The organism is Escherichia sp. WS568, assembly GCF_046486085.1.
Taxonomy (GTDB): Bacteria; Pseudomonadota; Gammaproteobacteria; order Enterobacterales; family Enterobacteriaceae; genus Escherichia; species Escherichia coli.
Map to the genome: position 1 here is coordinate 1 of NZ_JBJQMC010000054.1, position 3,689 is coordinate 3,689.

4 protein-coding genes and 1 pseudogene are annotated in these 3,689 nt (G+C 46.4%); 3 read left to right on the forward strand and 2 right to left on the reverse strand.

Features of this window, described 5'->3' with window-relative positions:
• Window positions 1–159 precede the first annotated feature (159 nt).
• The gene (locus ACJHWR_RS25060; RefSeq protein ID WP_015387340.1) at window positions 160–1,035 is read left to right on the forward strand and encodes an extended-spectrum class A beta-lactamase CTX-M-55; all 876 of its coding nucleotides are present in this window, start codon (window positions 160–162) and stop codon (window positions 1,033–1,035) included.
• Between the two features lie 46 nt (window positions 1,036–1,081).
• Here ACJHWR_RS25060 and ACJHWR_RS25065 read toward each other — a convergent pair.
• Both ACJHWR_RS25065 and ACJHWR_RS25070 read right to left on the reverse strand, forming a co-directional pair.
• Window positions 1,082–1,426, reverse strand: a pseudogene (locus tag ACJHWR_RS25065) (WbuC family cupin fold metalloprotein); the annotation flags it as partial.
• A gap of 165 nt (window positions 1,427–1,591) precedes the next feature.
• Window positions 1,592–2,671 (reverse strand): permease, encoded by a 1,080-nt coding sequence (locus ACJHWR_RS25070; RefSeq protein WP_001089727.1) that lies wholly within the window; start codon window positions 2,669–2,671, stop codon window positions 1,592–1,594.
• Window positions 2,672–2,775: 104 nt separating this feature from the next.
• Here ACJHWR_RS25070 and ACJHWR_RS25075 point away from each other — a divergent pair, with 104 nt between their 5' ends.
• Together ACJHWR_RS25075 and ACJHWR_RS25080 are read left to right on the forward strand one after the other, a co-directional pair.
• Window positions 2,776–3,099, forward strand: coding sequence for an ArsR/SmtB family transcription factor (locus ACJHWR_RS25075; RefSeq protein WP_001175594.1), 324 nt, complete (start codon window positions 2,776–2,778; stop codon window positions 3,097–3,099).
• 160 nt (window positions 3,100–3,259) lie between these two features.
• Window positions 3,260–3,689, forward strand: a 430-nt coding sequence (locus ACJHWR_RS25080) for an NAD(P)H-dependent oxidoreductase (protein WP_252516629.1), incomplete at its 3' end; no start/stop codon positions are given.

The window sequence follows — 3,689 nt, forward strand, 5'->3', positions numbered from 1 at the left end:
AAAATGATTGAAAGGTGGTTGTAAATAATGTTACAATGTGTGAGAAGCAGTCTAAATTCTTCGTGAAATAGTGATTTTTGAAGCTAATAAAAAACACACGTGGAATTTAGGGACTATTCATGTTGTTGTTATTTCGTATCTTCCAGAATAAGGAATCCCATGGTTAAAAAATCACTGCGCCAGTTCACGCTGATGGCGACGGCAACCGTCACGCTGTTGTTAGGAAGTGTGCCGCTGTATGCGCAAACGGCGGACGTACAGCAAAAACTTGCCGAATTAGAGCGGCAGTCGGGAGGCAGACTGGGTGTGGCATTGATTAACACAGCAGATAATTCGCAAATACTTTATCGTGCTGATGAGCGCTTTGCGATGTGCAGCACCAGTAAAGTGATGGCCGTGGCCGCGGTGCTGAAGAAAAGTGAAAGCGAACCGAATCTGTTAAATCAGCGAGTTGAGATCAAAAAATCTGACCTTGTTAACTATAATCCGATTGCGGAAAAGCACGTCAATGGGACGATGTCACTGGCTGAGCTTAGCGCGGCCGCGCTACAGTACAGCGATAACGTGGCGATGAATAAGCTGATTGCTCACGTTGGCGGCCCGGCTAGCGTCACCGCGTTCGCCCGACAGCTGGGAGACGAAACGTTCCGTCTCGACCGTACCGAGCCGACGTTAAACACCGCCATTCCGGGCGATCCGCGTGATACCACTTCACCTCGGGCAATGGCGCAAACTCTGCGGAATCTGACGCTGGGTAAAGCATTGGGCGACAGCCAACGGGCGCAGCTGGTGACATGGATGAAAGGCAATACCACCGGTGCAGCGAGCATTCAGGCTGGACTGCCTGCTTCCTGGGTTGTGGGGGATAAAACCGGCAGCGGTGGCTATGGCACCACCAACGATATCGCGGTGATCTGGCCAAAAGATCGTGCGCCGCTGATTCTGGTCACTTACTTCACCCAGCCTCAACCTAAGGCAGAAAGCCGTCGCGATGTATTAGCGTCGGCGGCTAAAATCGTCACCGACGGTTTGTAATAGCGGAAACGGGATGGGGAAACTCATTCCGTTTTTGTTTATCGCCTTAGACGGCAAAAGTGCTGTCGCCCACCTGCGCTTGCGCATACCAGGCCATAAGCTCCGTGGTTCCTGGTTCTCCTTCCGCTGGAGCCCAGTGCGCATAGTCATCGGCAGCCACGGGTTGATAGCCACCGTGTTTTACTTCAAAAATTATGCCACCGGTATCCAGCGACAGCACGGCATGCCAGGTTCCTGCGGCCATCTCCAGCACCGTACAGGTTTCCCCCAATATCGCCCGATGGGTGACGGTACCCCGATCGTCAAAATTCAGCACCACGAAACGACCCCTTAATGGCAACAGTAGCTCGAAGGTGTGAGGGTGTCGGTGCGGGCGCACGTAGGTCCCAGGTCATATTCCTTCCGGCGTCCGGCATTTTACCGCCAGACAGCTCGGGATTCGTGATATCACCGTTCTTGCAGAATACGGTTAACAATAAAAGGGCTACACCGTTAGAACCGCGCCGTAAGACTGAAGGGATTTTCATATTGACGCAAAAATCCCTTCTCATAAGGATTAAAACAAAAATTGCGTTAAATATCCCATAAGGATTGCCATACCTAAGATAACCGTCAGAAATGCGATTATCATGGGCATTCTGAACATTGATTTAAGCAATATTACTTCTGTCAGACTCGCTCCAGCACTACCGATTATCAAGGCCATTAAAGCTCCGAGGCCCATACCTTTAGTCATCAGAACTGATGCAAGTGGTATTACGGCCTCAGCACGAATATACAGCGGAATACCAACAACAGCACTGAGCGGTATGGCTAATGGATTATCTGCACCGGCATGAGCTGCAATCCACTCTGAAGGGATAAAACCATAAATAAATGAACCTATTAATATAGCTAACAAAAGATAAGGCAGAACATCCTTAAACTGTTGTAAGGCATCTTTCATTGCTAATTTTATTAGACCAGAGGTGGCATTCATTGTGAGATTTCTGTTGCCCTGACTCTCGCTGCTGCAACAACTTTCAGAAGATTTTTCTGATAGAATTGAGGGACAACACGCCGATATATTTTGCTCTTTCTTTACTGTCTTTAAGTTAATTATGGTTTTTGCTGATGAAGTACAGCAATTCGTTTTTACCGAAGCTTCAGAATCACCGCACTTGGTGGCGCAACTACCTGATACTGAATTTTTGTATTCAACAATATGACGTTCAAACCCTAAATAATCCAGTATAATACTGGAAAGAACTGAAACACCGGCAGCGATGATCGCATACAGCAAAGTTACTTTCCAGCCAAAGGTAACCCACATTAGTCCCACGATAATGGGATTAAGCAACGGTGAAACAAACAAAAAAGTGAGTGTCGGACCAAACCCCGCTTTCGCAGACAACAATCCTCGCAACATTGGAATTGTTGAGCAACTACAGAAAGGGGTAACGGCTCCCAGCAACGAGGCCAACAGATACCCCTTACCTTTTCTCGCCCCCATCATCTGCTGAATTTTATGATCCGGGACTTTTTGCCTTATCAGGCTCACACCGGCACTAATGACAATAAACAGCAATGAAAGCTCAACAGCCAGAAAAACAAACATCTCTGCGGCATCTTGCAACATAGGAATCCAACTATTCATACTAAACCTCTTGACAGAATCTATTATTCTAGAATAATCGAAATATAATTATAGTCAAGATATTTCTGGTATTATCGAAATATCATCAGGCAGAGGGTTGTCACATGCAACTGGAAGAAGTAGCTAAAGCTCTAAAAGAACTGGGTCACCCGACCCGTTTGTTCATATTCAAACATCTTGTAAAAGCTGGAGAACAAGGTTTACCTGTAGGTGAATTGCAAAAGCAGCTTGGCATTCCTTCATCAACGTTAAGTCATCATATTTCAGCCCTGGTATCAGTAGGACTCGTCACACAAAACCGGGAGAGTCGAACGCTCATGTGCGTCTCTCAATATGAAATACTGGAAGCTATCATCGAATTCTTACGTGAAGAGTGCTGTGTAAACAGTAAAACAGATGTTGCGGAACCCGCTGGCAAAAATGGGTAAGTAACCGGAAAACTCATAACTGTCATGATTGACGAATGCTGTATCTACCCGTGCGAAGCACACCTAATTAAGCCAAGAATATATAGAGAAAATCATAAAAATTAATAGGTTAAATAATATAGTTCCTGATTTATCTGATACTGCAATAACTGAGCAAAAAATGGGGATACCGGCAATATCTCACCCACCTCGTATTCTAATGCTTTATGGCTCAGTTCGTGAGCGCTCATACAGTCGACTGGCGACAGAGGAAGCAGGCCGTTTGTTAACTGCAATGGGCGCAGACGTCCGCATTTTTAATCCATCTGGCCTTCCACTTCCTGATGATGCACCGGAATCACATCCAAAAGTTATGGAGTTGCGTGAACTGGTTCGCTGGTCTGAAGGAATGGTGTGGTGCTCTCCGGAACGACATGGAGCGATGACTGGTATTATGAAGGCACAAATTGACTGGATACCATTATCTGAAGGTGCTGTTCGTGGCACTGTTGCAAAGTTAGCGATGAGGCAGCCTTTTGTCTTATTCAAAGGCCTTACATTTCAAAAACTCTGCTTACCAGGCGCATTTCGCCCAGGGGATCACCATAATA

What these genes read in the sequence shown, in the direction of transcription:
- ACJHWR_RS25070 (WP_001089727.1), bottom strand. Translation starts at nt 2,671, where the DNA reads ATGAATAGTTGGATTCCTATGTTGCAAGATGCCGCAGAGATGTTTGTT.
- ACJHWR_RS25075 (WP_001175594.1), top strand. Translation starts at nt 2,776, where the DNA reads ATGCAACTGGAAGAAGTAGCTAAAGCTCTAAAAGAACTGGGTCACCCG.
- ACJHWR_RS25060 (WP_015387340.1), top strand. Translation starts at nt 160, where the DNA reads ATGGTTAAAAAATCACTGCGCCAGTTCACGCTGATGGCGACGGCAACC.